This window comes from Gemmatimonadaceae bacterium (assembly GCA_036003045.1).
In the GTDB taxonomy this organism is placed as follows: Bacteria; Gemmatimonadota; Gemmatimonadetes; order Gemmatimonadales; family Gemmatimonadaceae; genus JAQBQB01.
Genome location: DASYSS010000102.1, coordinates 1 through 14,171, shown reverse-complemented (window position 1 = coordinate 14,171; position 14,171 = coordinate 1). Strand labels below are relative to the sequence as shown.

14 protein-coding genes are annotated in these 14,171 nt (G+C 65.1%); 8 read left to right on the top strand and 6 right to left on the bottom strand.

All coding sequences use genetic code 11. From position 1 onward, the window contains the following. Positions 1–158: 158 nt before the first annotated feature. Positions 159–551: a hypothetical protein gene (locus tag VGQ44_22425; protein HEV8449596.1), complete on the bottom strand. Its 393-nt coding sequence runs from the start codon at positions 549–551 to the stop codon at positions 159–161. A gap of 336 nt (positions 552–887) precedes the next feature. Between VGQ44_22425 and VGQ44_22420 the strand changes: the two genes are divergently transcribed. Continuing rightward, positions 888–2,507, top strand: a complete 1,620-nt coding sequence (locus VGQ44_22420) for an alkaline phosphatase family protein (protein HEV8449595.1) — start codon at positions 888–890, stop codon at positions 2,505–2,507. Positions 2,508–2,834: 327 nt separating this feature from the next. Here the strand turns inward: VGQ44_22420 and VGQ44_22415 are convergent, their stop codons facing one another. From VGQ44_22415 to VGQ44_22405, 3 genes are all read right to left on the bottom strand, one after another. Next, on the bottom strand, positions 2,835–4,076 hold the full coding sequence (locus VGQ44_22415; GenBank protein HEV8449594.1) for a DUF4382 domain-containing protein: 1,242 nt from the start codon (positions 4,074–4,076) through the stop codon (positions 2,835–2,837). Between the two features lie 463 nt (positions 4,077–4,539). Further along, the gene (locus VGQ44_22410; protein HEV8449593.1) at positions 4,540–5,241 is read right to left on the bottom strand and encodes a hypothetical protein; all 702 of its coding nucleotides are present in this window, start codon (positions 5,239–5,241) and stop codon (positions 4,540–4,542) included. A gap of 182 nt (positions 5,242–5,423) precedes the next feature. After that, on the bottom strand, positions 5,424–6,014 hold the full coding sequence (locus tag VGQ44_22405) for a DUF4142 domain-containing protein (GenBank protein HEV8449592.1): 591 nt from the start codon (positions 6,012–6,014) through the stop codon (positions 5,424–5,426). Positions 6,015–6,230: 216 nt separating this feature from the next. Between VGQ44_22405 and VGQ44_22400 the strand changes: the two genes are divergently transcribed. Further along, entirely contained in the window at positions 6,231–7,421 is a 1,191-nt protein-coding gene (locus VGQ44_22400) for a hypothetical protein (GenBank protein HEV8449591.1), read from the top strand. Here the strand turns inward: VGQ44_22400 and VGQ44_22395 are convergent. Then, the gene (locus VGQ44_22395) at positions 7,418–8,413 is read right to left on the bottom strand and encodes a hypothetical protein (protein HEV8449590.1); all 996 of its coding nucleotides are present in this window, start codon (positions 8,411–8,413) and stop codon (positions 7,418–7,420) included. The genes VGQ44_22400 and VGQ44_22395 overlap by 4 nt on opposite strands. Before the next feature lie 90 nt (positions 8,414–8,503). On the opposite strand from VGQ44_22395, the gene VGQ44_22390 reads away from it, so the two are divergent. After that, on the top strand, positions 8,504–10,174 hold the full coding sequence (locus tag VGQ44_22390) for a hypothetical protein (GenBank protein HEV8449589.1): 1,671 nt from the start codon (positions 8,504–8,506) through the stop codon (positions 10,172–10,174). Here the strand turns inward: VGQ44_22390 and VGQ44_22385 are convergent. Beyond that, on the bottom strand, positions 10,171–10,959 hold the full coding sequence (locus VGQ44_22385; protein HEV8449588.1) for a dolichyl-phosphate beta-glucosyltransferase: 789 nt from the start codon (positions 10,957–10,959) through the stop codon (positions 10,171–10,173). The genes VGQ44_22390 and VGQ44_22385 overlap by 4 nt on opposite strands. Before the next feature lie 689 nt (positions 10,960–11,648). On the opposite strand from VGQ44_22385, the gene VGQ44_22380 reads away from it, so the two are divergent. The 5 genes from VGQ44_22380 to cpaB form a co-directional block, all read left to right on the top strand. Further along, complete coding sequence (locus tag VGQ44_22380) at positions 11,649–11,813, top strand: Flp family type IVb pilin (protein HEV8449587.1); 165 nt, start codon at positions 11,649–11,651, stop codon at positions 11,811–11,813. Between the two features lie 115 nt (positions 11,814–11,928). Next, positions 11,929–12,102, top strand: a complete 174-nt coding sequence (locus tag VGQ44_22375; protein HEV8449586.1) for a Flp family type IVb pilin — start codon at positions 11,929–11,931, stop codon at positions 12,100–12,102. 27 nt (positions 12,103–12,129) lie between these two features. Beyond that, positions 12,130–12,660, top strand: coding sequence for a prepilin peptidase (locus VGQ44_22370; GenBank protein HEV8449585.1), 531 nt, complete (start codon positions 12,130–12,132; stop codon positions 12,658–12,660). 8 nt (positions 12,661–12,668) lie between these two features. Continuing rightward, complete coding sequence (locus VGQ44_22365; GenBank protein ID HEV8449584.1) at positions 12,669–13,109, top strand: TadE/TadG family type IV pilus assembly protein; 441 nt, start codon at positions 12,669–12,671, stop codon at positions 13,107–13,109. Positions 13,110–13,197: 88 nt separating this feature from the next. Continuing rightward, positions 13,198–14,171: Flp pilus assembly protein CpaB (gene cpaB, locus VGQ44_22360; protein HEV8449583.1), on the top strand; the 974-nt coding region annotated here is incomplete at its 3' end.

The following is a 14,171-nucleotide window of genomic DNA, read 5'->3' as shown; positions in this document are numbered from 1 at the left end:
CTGAAGACGAAACGCATTCGCCCTCCTCCCCTTTCCCAATGAGCGATCTGTGATGGCCGGTCGCGCGTTGTCTTGAACGCGCGATGCGGCCGCGCGGATACGCGGCATGACGCGCCCCCGCGCTACCGCGAGGACGCGACGTGTTGGGCGCGACCCGCCTAAGCGGTCAGCGCCCGGGGAGTGGCGACGGGAGGACCGTTCGCGAAGGGAAGGGAATGCGGCCGAGCCGCGGCGACGACTCGAACCTCGGCGTACGGCGTCGCGGTCTGCGCGACCGTGACGACCGGCGGCAGGTCGACGCTCGTCGCGGGGACGAGGACCGCGGGCGCGCAGCAGCAGGCGCCGAGGCACGTACAGGAGTGCTGGCCGTGATGATCGGCGGGAGCGCCGTGATCGTGCGAGGCGTGTTCCGCGTGTTCGGCCATTTGCGTCGCGACGGCGTGGTGGCCGTGCTCGGGGCAATGGTCGAAGCTGCCCGGGTCGAGCAGGGCGGCCTGGAGCCAGATGGCCCAAACGGCGGCAAGCGCGCGGAGCCACGCGGGGCGAAGCATGACATGAAAACTATCGGTGGCGCGGGGGATCGGCCAATAGAATGGGTTCAAACGGCGCGGCATCGCGGCCATTTGGCGGTCTGTCGTCCTTGACCGGCCCCGATCTTGGGCTCGAAGTCGGACGACAGATGTCGGACATCGGACTTCAGACCAGCTCTCGCCTGGTCGACCCCGCCTGCGCCTTTGAACTCCATCCTGAGCACCTCGGGGTTCGGGAGTTTCGGAGTTCGGCAGTTTCGGAGTTCGGCAGTTCTCGGAGCTCGCGAACCCCTACTTGATCTCCTCCGTTCCCCGTGGACCTTTCCCGAGTTCCTTCCTCCTCCCGCCGGAGCTGTCATGAAGTCCTCCCGCGCGCCGTTTGTCGCCGGACTCGTCTTTCTTTCCCTCGCCTGCGCCGCGTCGCCCCCGACGCCGAGCGCGGCGCAGCCGAGTGTGCAGGCGGCGCAGCCGGGCGGGCCGCCGAGGCTGATCGTGTTGATCACGGTCGACCAGATGCGCGCGGACTATCTCGACAAATGGGCGGGGCAGTTCACCGGGGGACTCGCGCGGCTGACGAAGAATGGGGCGGTGTTCACGAATGCGTTTCAGGATCACGCAAACACCGAGACCGCGCCGGGGCATTCGACGCTGTTGTCGGGGCGGGAGCCGTATCGAACGGGAATCGTGTTCAACGCGGAAGGAGTGCCCGACCCCGGATCGCCAGTGATCGGCGGAGGCGGACCCGGTGCGTCGCCGTTTCGATTCAAGGGATCGACGCTCTTCGATTGGCTCAAGTACCGCGACTCGCATTCGCGTGCGCTCTCGGTCTCGAGAAAGGACCGCGGCGCAATCCTCCCCGTAGGCCACGCGCGCGAAGCCGTGTTCTGGTATCAGAGCGACGGCCGCTTTTCGACGAGCAGTTACTACGGCGACGAGCTTCCGCACTGGGTGCACGCGTTCAACGAGCGCCGCATCCCGCAGAGTTACGCCGGCAAGGCGTGGACGCCGCTGCTGCAGGTGGCCGCGTATCCGGAGCCGGACACCGTGCTGTTCGAGGACGGAGGACGCGAGCCGGCGTTCCCGCACGTCGTACCGAGCGATTCCGCCGCGGCCGCCGCCAGCCTGCTCGCGTTCCCGTTCCTGGATGACGTGACCGTTCAATTCGCGCTCGACGGCGTGAACGCGATGAAGCTCGGCGCAGGCCGCTCGACGGATTTGCTCGCCGTGTCACTGTCGTCGACCGACGCCGTAGGCCACCGCTTCGGGATGTCGTCGCGCGAGCTGCACGACCAGATCCTGCGCGTCGACCGCGCCATCGGCGTGCTGATCGACTCGCTCTACAAGCTTCGCGACTCATCGACGATCGTGTTCGCGCTCACCGCCGATCACGGCGTCACTCAGATGCCGGAGCTCGCCGAACAGAACGGCGACTCGCCGCCTCCGATCCGCGTCGACCTGTCCTCGGTCGCCGCGGATTTTCAGGCGACGCTCGCCAAGAGAATGAACACCGACTCGGCAATCGGTTACAGCGACGCCATGTTGATGCTCAATCGCTCGCGCTTGAATCGCTCGCACATCAACGCCGACTCGCTCGCCCGCGCGTTCGCCGACGCGGCGAAGCACCAACCCGGCGTCATGCGCGCGGATCTCTTCAAGGACCTTCTCACCGCCGACACGGTGAAGGACGTGATCGCGCGCCGGTGGCGCCACGCGATTCCTCCCGACTGGCCCGTCGCGGTCGTCGTGACGCTCAACCACGGCAGCGTCTGGGGCACGACGCCCGGCGTTCACGGCTCACCATGGGACGACGACTGCCACGTACCGATAGTCTTCTACGGTCCGTGGATTCGGCCCGGCCGCTACGCCGAGCTCGCCCGAACCGTCGACATCGCCCCCACGTTCGCACAGATCGCGGGCGTGAAACCGAGCGAAGAAATCGACGGCCACGCGCTCACGAGCGCGCTCCTGAAGAACTGACGCGGCGTTTTCTCGCCGATCGGGCTCGGGGTGGGACGCTCCGCTCCGGACAGCCCCACCCCTCGCTCACTCGTGACGGCCGTTAGTGCGCCGCGGTGTCCCTGAACGGGTGCGCGCGTGCGATTGCCCGTGTGGAGGCAGGACCACCGTCACGGGCGCGCCACTGCGCACGCGCACGACCGCGTGTGAAACGGAGGCAGCGACGAGCCGGCCCGGGGTCTGGAGCGCGAGCCGAGGCAATGCTGCCGGGCAGTGTCGGCAGCATTGCGCTGGTCGCGCGGAAGACCTCGGGCGGCTCAGTCGCGTGTCAAACTCGCGCGCTCGGTACTAGCACCCGGGCACGAGGAACGCGCGCAGGGTGGTCGAGCCGCTCGCGGGCGGCGCGATCACGAGTGTGTAGTTCGTGCCGGCGGCCAACGTCTGTGAGCCGACGTCGAGCAGCAACGGCGTGAGGAGGCCGGTCGACGTGAGGCGAATCTGCTGGGATCCAGCCGGCACGCTCACGAATGCGGTGGCGGTTCCGGTAACGGCGCCTGAGACGGTCGCCGGTGCCGCGAGCACGGCGGCGGGTGTCGTCACGAAAGCATCAATCGCGGTCGCGCCGCCGGTCGCGTTGAAGACGCGGAAGCCCGCTTGGCCGGAGGCCGGCGTGAACGTGTTGACCAGCGTGATGAAGGTCGGCGACGCCGAGGTGCCGAAGGCGACGAACGTGTAGCTGTTGCCGGCGACGAGCGTCGGCGTGAAGCCCGAGAGATTCGTCGTGGTTCCGGTCAACGCGATGCCGAGTCCCGGCGTCGTGGCGTTGACGCTGGTGCACGAGGAGACGCCGGCGAAGGCCAGGTTGCTGCCGCCGCTCACGACGCTCGTGCCCTGGCGCAGGTCGAGCGCGACGTCCATCGCGTTGGCGAGGCGAACGTTCGCATTGACCGTTGCCGCGTCGATGATCGTTCCATTGATGACCGGCTTGAACAGCAGGCCGTTCTGCGAGATGGTGTTGCCGCGGAGCACGAAGCTGTCGTTCACATCGAAGTCGACGAGCAGCGTCGTCGTCGAGCCGCCGACGATCGTGACGGGCTTGGACAGGTTGATCTTGAGTCCCGACTTGGATGCGCTCGGGAACTTGATCCCCGGGTTGCTCGTGCCCGTCAGCACAGTTCCGTTCTTGAGCGTCACGCTCGACTTGCTCTGATCGATGATGAGGCGGAAGCCGCTGTACGTGCCGGCCGCGAGTCCGCCCGACCCGATTTGCGCGCTCGCTCCGTTTTGAAGCGCGAGCAGGTTGAACGACTGATTCGGCGTGCCGAGCACGGTCCATCCACCGACGGACGAGTTGTCGAGGTTCGTGTTCGCGTCATTGTCGTCAGTCGCGGTGCCGCGTCCGTCGATTTCGACGACGAACACGTCGACGCTCTTCACCGAGTCGCTGAGAAACGGCGCGTCGCTCAGTTTGACGATGAGGGTTCCGCCGCTAGTGAGACTTGGCAGGGTGGAGTCCGACGAGCACGCCAGCGCCAATACCGAAAGAGCGGCGGCAGCCGAAGTCCAGGCAACGATTCGGCGAAGCTGCATTGCACTTCTCCTGTCCGAGGATGATGGGTCGCGCGACAAGACGGACGGGGCCGGCGTCGCAAGCGGACCCATATGGTGGCAGGGTTTGTGCCCCGGCTCGGTGATATGGGTCGCAGGAGCCCGCGAAGAAAGGAGGCGGGGTGCGTCAAATCGTGACAGGTGCTTGGTGGGGGAGGGGACTGCCGAAGGCCGAAACTGCCGAACTCCGAGACTGCCCTAAGCCGAAACTGCCGAGAGCCGAAGTGGCGAAACTGCCGAAAGCCGAAACTGCCGAAAGCCGAAAACTGCCGAGAGGCGACGAACGACAAGCGTTGGCCGCGGTCATTGTCGGCGTTTGGCAGTCTCGGAGTTCGGCAGTTTTCGGAGTTCGGCAGTCTCGCAGTTTCGGAGTTCGGCAGTTTCGGAGTTTGGCAGTCTCGGAGTCCGGCAGTCTCGGAGTCCGGCACTCCTCACTTCAGCACGCCTAACAAGCGGCCACCAAAAAGCTCCGCAGCCCCGCCTGACCCGGCGCCACCACGATCGTGTAGTTGGTTCCCGCGTTGAGCCGATTGGACGAGCCCGCGTCCAGCACGACGGTGTGTGTGCCCGTTGTCGTGATGCGGATCTGGCGCGTGCCGGCGGTGACGTTCACGAATGCCGATGCGGTTCCGGCGGAGGTGTTCGCGGTGGTGCGCGTGGTGAGCGCCGTGAGCGCGGTGCCGGGGTTGGTCACGTACGCGTCGATGGCGGCCGGGTCGCTGGTCGCGTTGAGGATGCGAAAGCCGGCGCTGCCCCCTGCCGGGCGGAAGGCGTTGAGAAGCATGGCGAAGCTCGTGGCGGAGCCGCCGCCGGGAAACGCGACGACCGTGTAGCTGTTGCCGGCGTCGAACGAGGGATCGAATCCGGCGAGGTTCCCCGACTTGCCCGCGCTGGTCACGGTGAGCTGCGGCTCGGCGGCGCTCACGCTGGTGCACGACGACATGGCGGAAAAGGCGAGGTTGCCGCCGCCGTCGACGACCGCGTTGCCTTGTCGGAAATCGAGCCGGGCGTCGGTCGCGTTGGCGAGGCGGACGGTGGCGTTGGCGTTGGAGCGGTCGGCCGGCGACGTCGACTTCGGGTCGGAGCAGGCGGTGACGGCGATTACTACAGAGAGCGCGGCGATCGGAGCGATGCGGCGAATGCTCATTGGACTTCTAGTATGCACGCAGGGTGAGCGAGAGCCGTGAGCGACAGCTGTGAGCAGCAGCTGCGAGCATGGCGGCGACGACTGCGTAACTGCGTAACGGCGTAACTGCGTTAGGGCAGAGGGGCCGGCTTCGGCGCACCAACATTGGTGGCCGAAGCCGGACGTGCGACTGGACCTTGGGCTTACATGGGCGGCTTGGCCGGAGCGGCGCCGCCCTTCTGGAGCGCGGCGCTCAACTCGTTCGCCTTCGCGACATGGCTTTGCAGTCCACCAACGGTCTGGTCGAGATCCTTCTTGAGATCCTCGTCACCCGCCGACGTCTTGCCGCTGTTGATCGCCGCGATCTCGGCTTGATGATTCGCGATGACCGCTTGGAGGAACGCGCGATCGAACTCGGCGCCCGCGGCCATCGCTTCGAGTGCGGTGTAACGGCTGGCAAAATCCGTCGCGGTCTTGCTGCTCGCGTCGGCTTCGCGTCCGACGTCCTTCTTCGCGGCGATCGTCTGGAGCGCGCTGGCGTGTGCGGCGTGATCCGACGCGAGCGACGTGGCAAAATCGCGGATCGCGGGGTTCTCCGTCTTCGTGGCCGCCAGCTTCGCCGTCGCGGCTTGGATCGAGTCGATCGTGATCAGATTGTCGATCAGGTGCTTCTGCGCAGCGGAAACCACGTCGCCGCCGGCGGTCGTGACGACTTGCGAGGCGGCGGGAGCGGCAAGGGCGCAGGCAGCGATTGCGGCGAACGCCGCGACGGTCATGGTGGTCGAGCGGGCCATCGGTTCCTCCGGGGTTCGGATGCGAGAATTGAACGACCGCGCCACGGATGCAAGACATGTTCTTAAGTTGAGATCGGGGGGAGAGATTCGAGGATTCATTGGGGTGGACGGGTGGACGGGTGGACGGGTGGACGGGAAACCGGGACGATGTCACGCGTGCTTCGTGATGTGCGTCATGTCGAGGCGGCTCTGTAGCGGGACTTCTATTAGCAACCAATGATTCGGCGACTCATCGATCTCACCGCACTCCTCTTGATTGGGGTTCTCGTGTTCGCGTGGCTCCGCGCGAGCGACGCGGCGGCGCGGCCGCAGGCTCCGGCGTCGTTCGACTGGTCGGCGGTGTCGACGCGCGATCTCGACATCGCGTCGGTGTTTCTCGCGGCGAAGTCGGAAGGGGTCGGGCGGGCGATGGACAGTCTCTCCGCGTTCGTGAAGCGGGATTCGACGCTCGAGGGGGATGGCCACATGATCGCCCACGCGCTCGGCCGCTTCGCGATCGCCAACAACGGCCACGATCCCGCCGTACTGCGCGAGTGCCGTCCGACGTTCGAGGCCGGGTGCTACCACGGCGTGCTCGAAGGGCTGCTCGCGGCGCAGCAGCACGTCGATCCGCCGGCGATGGCGAAGGTGTGCACGTCGTTCGCGCACGCGGGCGACGCCCGTGAGCTGACGATGGAATGCGCGCACGGACTTGGCCACGGCTTCACCGAAGCGATGGGCTACGATCTCGCGCGCGCGCTCGGCGCGTGCGACTCGTTCGATTCGGGCGATCTGCGCGGCGAGTGTCACGACGGCGTGTTCATGGAAAACGCGGTGCACGGCGTCGGAATGAAGGGGATGAACGTCGGCGACGCCGCGCTGGCCGGGGCGGCGCACGAGCACATGGCGATGGACATGGGGAGTCCCGCCCCGTCGACCAATAGTTTTCGAAAGTCGGACGTCGCGTTTCCCTGCGACAGCGTCGCGGCGCAGTATCAGCCGTCGTGCTGGTCGTATCAGCCGCTCGTGATCGCGCGCCTGCGCGATTACGACCTCGAGAGAACGCTCAAGGACTGCTCACTCGCCCCGTCGGCCTCGGCGTCCAACTGCTACCGCGGGTTCGGGAAGCAGAGCCAGGCGTTCTTCCGGTGGAATCGGCCAAAGGTCATCGGCACGTGCACCGGGGCCGGTGCGTTCCAAACGGACTGTTTCGCCGGCGCCGTCGAAGCGTTAGTGGATCGAGAGCTCTCGGCGCGCGGTGCGATCGACTTCTGCGGCGCGGTGCCGGAGGGTGGCCGCAAGAAGTGCTTCGAGTCGGTGGGAGTGCGGATTGCGCCGCTCCACGCCGACGACAAGAGCGCGGCGCGCGAGTGCGCCATGGCGGGGCTGCCGGAATACGTGGACGCGTGCATCCGCGGGACGCGCTAAGTCGATTCCTCCGCGCTGCCGCGAATCCAGCTGGGCCAGCGGGCGATCCGCCGCTCGATGTACTGCGGGAGACGGCCGGAATTCTTCCGACGAAGAACCATCACCAGAGCCGGGAGATACACGCCCGCCAGCACGAGATAGTCGGAATCGAACGCCGGATTTCCGCCGGGCCGGTTGAACGCTTGCAGCGCGATGAGCCACGCGATCATGCTCGTCGCGCTCAGCGCGATCGACTCGCGCCGCGTGCGTGCGACCAACCAGAGCGGAAGTTGGTCGGCGAAATACAGCAACTGCGGTACGCAGGCCATCCCCAGGAGGAGACGCGCCTCGGGACGCCGCCAGCGGAGCAGCGCGAGGAGCGTGAGAACGCCGCCCGGAATGAGAAGCGGAATTGGATGGCCGGGCATCGACCGGAGATTGCGCAGCCACTCGGCAGGCCAACTCGGTTGGAACGCGAGCGAAAGCAACAGCAAAGCGCCGCCACCGACTATTCGATTCCAAGAAGGGTCGGCGGGAACGGATGCGAGGCCGATGTTCGGCTTGACGACGGCGAGGAAGCCCAGCACCGGCAGAAGGAGTGTCGCCGTGACGAGCGGGGTCCATTGACCCAGCCCCACCGCGACGATGAACGCCGAGCCGAGGAGCATCGGAAGGCGCTCGGGCGACTTGAGGAGAATGCACCACGACAGAAGCACCGTCGACGCGGTCGCGAACAGGGCGTATCCGAGTCGCAGCGGCACGAGCGCGAACGGTGCGAGGAGGAAGAGGGCGGGGAACGGGTAGAAAAACGGTTCCGGGACGACGCGCGTCCGCCGCATGATCGGGAATCCGCCGACATACGGGTCACGTCCCGCGAGCCAGTTTCGCGCGTGAAAATGAAACTGAGCGAAATCAGCGCCGTGGCTGTACGGAAACAGGAACCAGGCCAGGGTGCCTGCCGCCAGTCCGATCGCCGCCGAAACGGCGAAGATCCTCACGGTCTCACGTCGCATGTGTGGTAGTTTCGACACACCGGAGGCGATCGTCGAGGTGCAGACTCGTGGTTGCTGAACCTTCCTCAGACGGCGGCGTAGCCGAACCAAATGGAATCTTCGGAAGGCGAAACCGCCACGTACGTCGACTCCTCGCAAGTCGGCTGGTCCGAGCAATGGCGCGACGCGCTCGGCCCATTCTGGAAGTGGCAGTTGATGCTCATCGGCGTGCTCCTGTTCACGGCGGGAACATCGCTTCCACTCGCCGACCCGGATTTGCCGATGCATTTGGCGACGGGAGAGTGGATTGCGAGGCACCATGCCGTCCCGTTCACGGAACCGTTCGCATGGACACGGGCCGGCGCGCCGTTTCAGGCGTATTCGTGGGCGATCGAGCTGCTGTACTTCGAGCTCATGGCGCACGTGGGTCCAATCGGGCTCGGTGTGCTCCAGGGAATTACGTACGTCGCGCTGGCCGCGGTGATGCTCGTTCTGGGACGAGTGGCGCGGTGGAATCCGTGGGTGGTGCTCGTGATGGTGGCGGGCAATTTGATCGTGACACTCGGAACGACGCCCTACGTTCGCCCGCAAAGCATTCTGCTGATCGCCACTCCGCTGGCGTGGGCGCTCGTCTATCGAGCACTCGATACGCGCCGGCTCGGGCTGACGCTCGTTGGGTTGTTGGCGGTCAGCACGGTGCTGTCGAACACGCATTTGCTTTTTCCGATCGCACTGATTCCCTGCGTGCTCTTGTTGACCAAACCACCGGCCGATCGGAAACGCATGGTGCTCGTGCCGGCCGCCATCGTGCTCGGTTGGTTCTTGTCGCCGTACGCACTGCATTGGCCAGAGATCTTCGCGCTCAACTTCGCCAAGAACGCTGTGCTTGGGCCGCCCAGCGGGATCAACGAATACAAGCCTGGTTTTCAAATGTTGATGACCGGGATCGAGGGGTCCACCGTCGTGGGCGTGCTGCTCGCCTTTCTCCCGTGGGTGGCGGCCAAGAAACTCGACGCGAGAGAGCGCTTTTTCCATGGCGGTCTGTGGCTCGCGGGGCTGTTGTTGTTCGCCCTTGCGCTCCGATCGCTCGTCGTGTGGTGGCTGGTGACGATTCCGATGTCCGCCGTGGCGCTGTCGTTGGCGCGAACGCCGGCCGTTCCCGTCGTACGAACGGCACAGCGCGCAATCGTTCTCGTGATCTTCGCGCTCGTGGCGGCGGCCGGTCTCGAGACATGGGAGGACCCCGCGCTTCGCGCCGGTGACGCCAACATGCGCTACGTGCCGTCGATCAACGCGAAGATGATCGAGCCGCTCGTGCGGTGGATCGAGTGCAATACGCGACCAACGGACGCCCGTCTCGTCACCATGTTCAACTTCGGCGGCTATTTCCCGTGGCGGCTGCCGCGATTGTCCGAATCGATCGACGGGAGAACCATCTTTCCCGACTCGGTCGCGCGCGCGGAGACGTACTTCAGCGCGTTCAAGCCGGAGATTCCGCTGCAGCCGTGGCGGACGGCCGACGTCGCGATTTTTCCGGTAAAGTTTCCCGTGGCGGCTGTTCTCGATACCGCGCGCGGTTGGCATCGCGTCGCGATGACCAATCAGCTGGACGGACCGTCTCGCATGATCGGCGTGTGGGTCACCGATGACTGGTGGCAACGCGCGGGCATCGGCCCAGTTCCTCGGCGCGTGTTGCCCGTCATGCAGTCGCTCGACCCGCGCCACACGAGCTGCGAGGCGCTGGTCCCACTGCCGCAGTCAAAACGTACGGGCGCCCCTTAAGAGGCGATCGTCTCGGTACTCGCCGCCTCCCGAGGCGGCAAAGCAATGTGGGGCTGGTCGTACATTCCACGCGCCGCATTAGCCCGGATCCGCATCACGTCGAGTGCCATGCGTAGTCCGTCGCGAACCACGCGGACCTTGGACCCCGGCTGGTGGACCCAGTTCACGGGGACCTCGGCAACCGGATACTGGGCCCGAAGGGCCATGAGCAGGACTTCGACATCGAAGCTGTAGCCCGTCATGCGCATGCGGGAAAAGAGATCGTGGGCCACCGGGGCGTCGAAGAGCTTGAAGCCGCACTGCGTGTCGACGAATCCGCGGATCGCGTACAGACGTACCACGGCGTGGAACAGCCGGCCGGCGACACGTCTATAGAAGCGGGCTTCGACCCTCGTGGCGCCATCGGGAATGGCCCGAGAGCCGATCGCGATGCGCGCTCCCGCGGCAATCTGTGTCTCCAAGCGGGCCAACTCCTCAAAGGGAGTGGCGCCGTCGGCGTCAGCGAACAAGACGAGACGTCCGGCCGTGTTCACGATGCCGGTCCGCACCGCGTACCCCTTCCCGCGATTTTGCGGCAGCCGAATGAGCCGGATTCGGTCATCGTCGGCTTCGATGCGCCGGACGACTTCGCTCGTTCCGTCGGTGGATCCGTCGTCCACGACGATGACTTCGGCGCGCCGGCCGTCGCGGTCGAGAAACGCCTGGAGATCCCTAAGGGTCGCCGGAAGTCTCGCGACTTCGTTGTACGCCGGGATCACCACGGAGAGGGCGATCGGCTCGCGCATATAAAGGTTCCTTAATCAAAGAGCAGTCGCCGCCGAGCGTTCTCGGCCACGAGCACCAGCAAACTACCTCGGCCATCCATACAAGTCTCGCCCTGAGGAGCTCGATCGCCGATCAGACGCCAAAAAAATGCATTGGGGCTAATGGTAGTGCTCGATTGTTGTGGAAACTATTCGGCGGGTGTTGACAAAACGCAACAGTCGGTGCGTTTTGCTGTGGTCGTGCAAGGGTGAAAATGTATCCCGTTTTTTCCGCCTCACTCGCTCAGTTCGAAGAATCCCGCGGGCGGCGAACGACGGACGCAGTTGGCGGTAAGCGGTTGGTGGCGTTGCTTTTGTAATTTTGTCACGGGCCCGAAATAGCTGGGATCGGCTCGAAGGGAGTTCGACAGTGGCGGCGTTTTTCGAACTGGCGGTCCCAGCGTTGCAGAGGTGAGGCGCGTCACGTCGGTGCCGGCGTGGCGTCGGCGGTTGGGATAGGCTTGCGCGGTAGTGGACGCCAGCCCAATGTTCGCCGCGCGTCACTTTGGCATCAGATCGGCTTGGAAGCTATTGGGAGCCATACATAGCGGTTGCGTATCGCAAACGTGGGTCGTCGCGTTGCTGTCTCAGAATGTTCTGTCCGCGATGCCAAACGCTCTCCCTTACGGTTTAGCAAGTCGAGACTAGACATGACGCCAACAGGACGCCGGATGTTGAGGGCCGCAAGACAGTTCTTTAAGAACGAGGACGGTGCCGCGTTGATCGAGTACGGCATGTTGGTCATGCTCATCGCGCTGCTCTGCATCATCGCGTTGAAGACAATCGGAAGCAAAGTCGCGAACGGCTTCAACTCGGCGAACACGCTGCTTCCGTAGGACCGCTTGGCGCCGCGCAAATCCCGATTCAGTGTCCGTTGAATCCGTAGCTCTCCCGAAGTTGCAGTCGCTGGATTGCTGTCGCTCGTCCCTTTACCCTCATCTGGAGCGCTTCATGAACCGCCTCACCGCCATCGCCCGGAACTTCCTCAAGGAAGAAGACGGCGCGGCCCTGCTCGAGTACGGCATGCTCGTGCTGCTCATTGCCGTGCTTTGCATCGTGGCCATCAAGACCATCGGCAGCAAGATCAGCAACGGCTTCAACTCGGTGAACGCGTCGCTTCCGTAGGCGACGGCGTTCTACCCGGAAAGCTTCGTGTTCGCGGGTCCCGCGCCGGCGGTCGCCGGGAGTGCGTTGTTGGTCGGCCTCCTGGCAGTTGCCTGCGTGTCGGACCTGCGGACGCGGCTGATCCCGAACAAGCTGGTGCTGGCTACCATCGCGGCAGGATGCGCGTTCGCGATGGTTACAAATCCTGCAATAAACGGTCTCTCACACGCGGGCGCCGGGCTTTTGACCGGGTTTGCCGTGTGGTTTCCGTTTTACCTGCTGCGAATGCTGGGTGCCGGCGACGTGAAGCTGTTCGCGGCGTCGGCGACTTTCCTCGGCGCCCGCGGCGCAGTCGAAGGAGCACTTTACACGGCGCTCTTCGGTGGCGCGCTGGCGCTCGTTTACATGATCCTCAGCTCGGGTTGGACATGGACGTTCATTCGCCTCGGACACGGCGTGCAGCAGCCCGCGATGCTGCGCAACGCGCCCCCAGCGGCTGGCCGTCGAATGACCTATGCGCTGGCCATCTCGGCCGGCGTCCTCCTGGCGTTCTGGTGGCCCGGGCACTTGATCGGCTGAGGTGCGAGATGGACGGACGGACGTTCTTTCAGAGGCAGGACGGCAGCGTGATCCTCGAGACCGCGCTGATGATCACGGTCTTGCTGATCCTGATGTTCGGCATGGTCGATTTCGGCCGCGTCATGTACACGTCCAACGGTCTCGTATCGGCCGCGCGCGAAGGCGCGCGCTTCGGGGCAACCCAGCAGGTGGTCAACACGACCGACATCAAGGATACCGTAATCGCCCGGTTTAACCCCTTCACGTTTGGGGGCGATAATCTGGTGAGAGCGAACGTCACCGTGACCGCCGTGGGGAGTCCCGCCACGACGTCGATCAAGGTGTCGATTGCCTACCCGTTCAGGTGGATCACGCCGGTGGCCTCCATCGCGAGCATCATCGCGCACGGTACGGTGAGCTACACGTCGACGCTTCACGCGCAGGCCGAGTACCGATACGAGAATCAGTGATTGAGATGAACGCCGACAGTCGCTGAAAAGGTTCGCACGTTTTCGCTGGGCATTCCCAAGACAGCCATCCTCTTTCGGACGCTTTTTTATGGCAGAGCGACGTTACACGACAATTTTCGGGGCCGCGCTCGTAACGGCCGCTTTGGCGACCTTCGGCATCTACAGGGTGCTGCAAGCCTCCAAGGCGCAGAACCGAGTCATCACCCGGCCGGTCGTCATCGCGTTCAAGGACGTGGCCGAAGGCAAGGCGATCGACCGGGCCAGCGTGACCGTCGCCGAGTGGCCGATCAATACCATCCCTGCCGGCGCATTCGCATCGGTGGATTCGGTCGTAAACCGCGTGACGCGTATCGACGTCTTCCGCGGTGAAGTCATCGTTCCCGGCCGCCTCACGCCCGACGGCACGGGCCCTGGGCTACAGGTGAAGATCACGCCAGGCAAGCGCGCCCTTACCGTGCGAATCGACGACGTATCGGGGCTGAACGGAATGGTCCAGCCGAATAGCCGCGTGGACGTGCTGATCGTGACGCGCGACAGCAAGACCCAAAAGGACGTTGCCAAGACGTTCATGTCGAACATGCGCGTCCTTGCGGTTGGCACGATCGATCAGCATACCGCCGACAATCGCCCGATTGCGGCCGCGACGGTTAGCCTCGAGGTGACGCCGGCCGAGGCCGAACGCCTCGCCATCGCCCAGGGCACGGGCCGGATCCAATTGTCACTACGTGGTTACGGCGACCCCGATTCGATCCGGACGACCGGAGCCAATTCAGACGACGTGCTCGCGCAGCTCCGCTCCGCGCCAGTCGCGAACGTGGATCCGGCGCCCACCCATCGAGCCTCGTCGGGAGCCGGCCGCCGTGCGGCGGCCCCGGTCCAGCAGGCGCCGGCGCCGCCGCAGGTCATCGCGCCACAGCCGCCGTCCACTGGCGAAGTGTCGCCCAAGCCAAGGGCGGCCGACACGAACGTCGTCACCATCTACAAAGGCAGTGCCCAGGATACGCGGAAGTTTGTCAGCAAGGATTCCGCGAAAACCGATTCAGCGAAGCGGAAACCTCCGCT

What these genes read in the sequence shown, in the direction of transcription:
- VGQ44_22425 (HEV8449596.1), bottom strand. Translation starts at nt 551, where the DNA reads ATGCTTCGCCCCGCGTGGCTCCGCGCGCTTGCCGCCGTTTGGGCCATC.
- VGQ44_22420 (HEV8449595.1), top strand. Translation starts at nt 888, where the DNA reads ATGAAGTCCTCCCGCGCGCCGTTTGTCGCCGGACTCGTCTTTCTTTCC.
- VGQ44_22415 (HEV8449594.1), bottom strand. Translation starts at nt 4,076, where the DNA reads ATGCAGCTTCGCCGAATCGTTGCCTGGACTTCGGCTGCCGCCGCTCTT.
- VGQ44_22410 (HEV8449593.1), bottom strand. Translation starts at nt 5,241, where the DNA reads ATGAGCATTCGCCGCATCGCTCCGATCGCCGCGCTCTCTGTAGTAATC.
- VGQ44_22405 (HEV8449592.1), bottom strand. Translation starts at nt 6,014, where the DNA reads ATGGCCCGCTCGACCACCATGACCGTCGCGGCGTTCGCCGCAATCGCT.
- VGQ44_22400 (HEV8449591.1), top strand. Translation starts at nt 6,231, where the DNA reads ATGATTCGGCGACTCATCGATCTCACCGCACTCCTCTTGATTGGGGTT.
- VGQ44_22395 (HEV8449590.1), bottom strand. Translation starts at nt 8,413, where the DNA reads ATGCGACGTGAGACCGTGAGGATCTTCGCCGTTTCGGCGGCGATCGGA.
- VGQ44_22390 (HEV8449589.1), top strand. Translation starts at nt 8,504, where the DNA reads ATGGAATCTTCGGAAGGCGAAACCGCCACGTACGTCGACTCCTCGCAA.
- VGQ44_22385 (HEV8449588.1), bottom strand. Translation starts at nt 10,959, where the DNA reads ATGCGCGAGCCGATCGCCCTCTCCGTGGTGATCCCGGCGTACAACGAA.
- VGQ44_22380 (HEV8449587.1), top strand. Translation starts at nt 11,649, where the DNA reads ATGTTGAGGGCCGCAAGACAGTTCTTTAAGAACGAGGACGGTGCCGCG.
- VGQ44_22375 (HEV8449586.1), top strand. Translation starts at nt 11,929, where the DNA reads ATGAACCGCCTCACCGCCATCGCCCGGAACTTCCTCAAGGAAGAAGAC.
- VGQ44_22365 (HEV8449584.1), top strand. Translation starts at nt 12,669, where the DNA reads ATGGACGGACGGACGTTCTTTCAGAGGCAGGACGGCAGCGTGATCCTC.